Annotated in this window: 5 protein-coding genes; 3 read left to right on the forward strand and 2 right to left on the reverse strand. The window is 66.8% G+C overall.

The window, feature by feature from the left end; genetic code table 11:
* Positions 1–68 precede the first annotated feature (68 nt).
* Positions 69–509: a MerR family transcriptional regulator gene (locus tag JJL56_RS32575; protein ID WP_345772670.1), complete on the reverse strand. Its 441-nt coding sequence runs from the start codon at positions 507–509 to the stop codon at positions 69–71.
* A 70-nt stretch (positions 510–579) separates the two neighbouring features.
* Between JJL56_RS32575 and JJL56_RS32580 the strand changes: the two genes are divergently transcribed.
* The 3 genes from JJL56_RS32580 to JJL56_RS33850 are packed head-to-tail and all read left to right on the forward strand — an operon-like array spanning position 580 to position 1,521.
* The gene (locus tag JJL56_RS32580; RefSeq protein ID WP_247891384.1) at positions 580–981 is read left to right on the forward strand and encodes a mercuric transporter MerT family protein; all 402 of its coding nucleotides are present in this window, start codon (positions 580–582) and stop codon (positions 979–981) included.
* An 11-nt stretch (positions 982–992) separates the two neighbouring features.
* Complete coding sequence (locus JJL56_RS32585; RefSeq protein ID WP_247891385.1) at positions 993–1,277, forward strand: cation transporter; 285 nt, start codon at positions 993–995, stop codon at positions 1,275–1,277.
* Between the two features lie 10 nt (positions 1,278–1,287).
* Positions 1,288–1,521: a GDCCVxC domain-containing (seleno)protein gene (locus JJL56_RS33850; protein WP_282188976.1), complete on the forward strand. Its 234-nt coding sequence runs from the start codon at positions 1,288–1,290 to the stop codon at positions 1,519–1,521.
* Between the two features lie 78 nt (positions 1,522–1,599).
* Here the strand turns inward: JJL56_RS33850 and JJL56_RS32590 are convergent, their stop codons facing one another.
* Positions 1,600–3,666: a hypothetical protein gene (locus JJL56_RS32590; protein ID WP_200487912.1), complete on the reverse strand. Its 2,067-nt coding sequence runs from the start codon at positions 3,664–3,666 to the stop codon at positions 1,600–1,602.
* Positions 3,667–3,820 lie beyond the last annotated feature (154 nt).

Genomic DNA, 3,820 nt, shown 5'->3' on the forward strand with positions numbered 1-3,820 from the left:
AGCACTGCGGGCAGGCTGCCCCTGGCCTCCAGCGAGGGGCCAGGGTAGCCCCCGAAGTCCTGTCTACGTCACTCCGGTAGCGGCTCCGCACCGCTAGAAAAGAGGCTGTCGAGAATCGGGCAGCTTGGCACGTCACCGCCGACACAGCGATTGGCAGTCTCGGACAGCGTCCGTTCGAGCCGCTGCAGGTCAGCGATCTTTCGCCGGACGGCGTCGAGATGCTCCAGCGTAACGGCCTGCACCTCGGCGCATGTGTGACGGCCATCCGCCAGCCGCAGAAGCGCCCGCACCTCATCCAACGTGAAGCCGAGATTTCGGCTGCGTCGGATGAAGTTCACCCGACGCAGATGCTCCCGGTCATACACCCGGTGGCCGCCCTCGGTGCGCGGCGGCGCCGGAATGAGGCCCTCTCGCTCATAGAACCGGATCGTCTCGATGTTGCAGCCGGTGTGCTGTGACAGGCCGCCGATCGTCAGACCGGCCGCCCGCGATTTCGTGAGCTGTCTCACTGGTTTTGCCCTTGAACCTGTAGCGGCTACAGGCCCCATATTGTCATGGAAGGCAAGAGGGAACCAGAGCATGCCGGAGACATCTATGCCCGCGACGGGAGATGCACAGCCGAGTGAACGGAGCATTCGGACCCTGTCCCCGGGCCTGCTGGCCGTCGGCGGGATCCTGGGCGCCCTCGGCGCCTCCTCGTGCTGCGTGCTGCCGCTCGTCTTCTTCGGCCTTGGCGTCAGCGGCGCCTGGATCGGCAACCTGACGGCCCTGGCGCCCTACCAGCCGCTCTTCGTGGCGGGCGCCCTCGGCTTCCTGGGCGCCGGGTTCTGGCGCGTCTACCGCAGGCAGTCCGCTTGCGACGGCCCGGTGTGCGCCCGGCCCGCGCCGACCCGGCTGGTCAAGACGGCCCTCTGGGGCGCGGCCGCCCTCGTAGGCGTGGCCGTGGCCTTCCCCTACGTCGCCCCGTTCCTGCTGTCCTGATGGAGACGACCATGATGACCCGCCTGTTCGGTTCCACCCTCGTCGCCTTGACCCTGCTTTCCGGCGGCGCCCTCGCGGCCGAGCGCACCGTCCGGCTGACGGTCGAGAACATGACCTGCGAAACCTGTCCCATCGTGGTCCGGCAGTCCCTCAAGGCCGTGCCCGGCGTCGGCTACGTCAAGGTCTCCATGGCGGAGAAGAGCGCCGTCGTCACCTTCGACGACGCCAAGGCCACGGTCGCGGCGCTGGTCGAGGCCACCACGAAGACCGGGTTCCCGTCGGCGCAGCAGCAGTAGGCGCCCGGCGATGCAGTTGACATCGACCATCACTTGCCCGCAGTGCGGAGCCGCATCAACCGAGACGATGCCGACGGATGCGTGCCAGTTCTTCTGGGACTGCCCGTACTGCGGCGCGCTGCTCCGACCGAACCAGGGCGACTGCTGCGTCTTCTGCTCCTTCGGCACGGTCCCGTGCCCCCCGAAGCAGGACGAGCACGGGGGCGCTTGCTGCGGTGCCGGTGCCGGTGCAGCGGCGGTCTAATAAACGAACGAGGCGGAGAACGGCCTTACAGGAAGCCATTCTCGCTTTCCCGAGATGCCGTCGTCTGATGTCTTCGCGTCAGAACGGCGGCTCCGCATTCGCCACATCCGTCGGCGCCTTCCCGGGCGGCGGTCCTTGCGCGTAGCCGGGAATGTGGAAGTGCTGGAGAGACCGCTTCGGGCGGTGCCTTGGCTTGGGTCGCGCATCGAGCGACTTGATGCGGACCTCTGCCTTCAAGGCGGCGGGCATCGGCGGGCCAACGAAGTCGTGGCCGCGGCGACGGATCGTCGGGCGGATCTTGAAAACACGCTGGCGCGGCGCCTCCGGCCGGAAATACAGGATGTCCTCCAACGTACACCGTGCCTTCGCCAACCCGAGCCGCATCGCCGGGGTCTTCTTGTCCTCGCCGACGCGGCAGTAGTTGTAGTAGACGCGGAACAGCTCAAGCGCCTTGGCGACCGCGTGCGGGCTGTAGGCGCCGTTGCGCGCCCAGGTGCGGCCTGAGCTCGTCTTGCCCTCCGGGCGTTGCAGCAGCGCCAGCTTGCTCCGCACCACAGCGAAGAAGCCGTCGATGCGATGAAGGCTGGCCTGTTCGTAGAGGCGTGCGAGGTGGTCGGGGGCATACTTGCTGTTGCCCGCCGCGTCCATCTTGTCCGTGAGGAAGCACATCGCCTTTTCCGGCTCGTTCTTCGTCGGGAAGGGGTGGACCAGCCAGCGATCTCCACGGTCGCCGATGGCCAGCAGCTTCGGCATCTGCTCCTTGACCATGAGCAGCCGAACGCCGCGCTCCGAGAGATCAGGGTTGGCCATCGCCGTCGCGTGGAAGCGCCGCCACGCCGCCTTCGCGCACCTCTTGCGCTCGTCCTCGCTCATGTTCTTCGTGATGCGTACGTAGAAGGCGTCGGCGGTGCCTGCGTCGACCCGGTCGGCGAAGGCTCCCATCCAGGCCGCGAACAGGCCACCGTCTTGGTCCAAGCTGAAGCGGACCTTGCCGACGTTGCGCAGGAGCCGTCGCAGCAGGTGGAAGTGACCGGCAGCGGTGTACTCGGCGCGCACCTGCATGCCCAAGGGTGGCAAGAACGCGTCGGGATGCGCCTCGAGGAGAACGTCGGGATCGGGGCGCGCGCGGTCGGCCAGGTACTCCTCCTCGACGCGGTCGAGGATCTCGTCGTCGAGCTGGCTGGCGCGCGCCCGCGGACGTCGTCGGCCCTCCGCCTTAATGCGCTTGCGCTCACTGGTGACAGCGTGCTCGTAGTCCTCCGCGAACCACAAACGGGCGTGCCGCCGGAACGGCAACGGCACGGAGAAGTCGCCCAGCTTCTCGGCCTCGGCGTGCGCGGCTTTGTAGTCCAAGCCCCATTCGTAGTTCAGGTTGGAGGCGAAGACGTAGCCCGAGGTTAGGCACGCCGTTCCGACCGCGGTGAACTGGACGTTGCGGCGGTCCCTGCGGTCCGACCAGTTGATGACGACGCTCTGGGCGTCGGTGCAGAGGAACAGGCGGTCGATTCGCAGCGAGGGGACGGTTCGCTCCCGATGCGCGGCGAACGCGAGCGCCTGCTGATGGGCGAAATCAAGCTTGTCGTAGACCGTTTGCGCTGAGAGGCCGGAGCCGTCGGCGATCCCACGAATACCCATCCCCCGCACGAATTCCGAGAACACCGTCTTGTTTTCATGGGGCTTCTTCTGGCGTCGTACTCGCTCCGCCCCGGTGAACCGCTTCTTGCACGCCTTGCATTGGTAGCGCTGGGTTCCGGCGGCGGTAAAGCCACGCTTGCGGTAGGCGTCGGGACGGGTGTAGATGCCAACACCCTCGTTGCAGCATCCGAAGGTCGGGCACGCTGGTTGCGGGGGCTCCTTGAGGTAGGCGGAGACGCGTTGGAACTCCTGCCAGACGGCAAGGTTGCTCTTGATCGCGGTGCCTTCGCCGCAGGCATTGCAGACGAGCTTCGGTCGGCCGGGCTTGTGGCCGACGGTCTGGTAGGGGGCGCTTTTTCCTTGGCCGCGCGGGGCGCGCTGCAAGGGCGCCGGTACGTGAAAGTTCGTGCAGTCCGGATTGCGGCAGAAGTTGACCTGGATCCCTTCCACCGGGGGAGGGACCGGCAGGGGGCCGAGCCTGTAGCCGAGAGGAGAAGAAATCGTCTGCACTACTGCTCCCGCATTCGACCTCCTGATGGGAGGCGTGGCAGCATTTTGAGCCTCTTTTCCTAAAATTTCCTCAACTCGATCCGGCTATGACCGCGCAGAGTCCGCCGCGCCCCGCCAACCCCTCAGCCTCCAAAAGTGCAAGCGGCGCCGCAAC

The organism is Azospirillum aestuarii (assembly GCF_016632405.1).
GTDB lineage: Bacteria > Pseudomonadota > Alphaproteobacteria > Azospirillales > Azospirillaceae > Azospirillum > Azospirillum aestuarii.

Excerpts from the sequence above, each read along its gene's own strand:
- JJL56_RS32580 (WP_247891384.1), top strand. The coding sequence starts at position 580 with ATGCCGGAGACATCTATGCCCGCGACGGGAGATGCACAGCCGAGTGAA.
- JJL56_RS32585 (WP_247891385.1), top strand. The coding sequence starts at position 993 with ATGATGACCCGCCTGTTCGGTTCCACCCTCGTCGCCTTGACCCTGCTT.
- JJL56_RS33850 (WP_282188976.1), top strand. The coding sequence starts at position 1,288 with ATGCAGTTGACATCGACCATCACTTGCCCGCAGTGCGGAGCCGCATCA.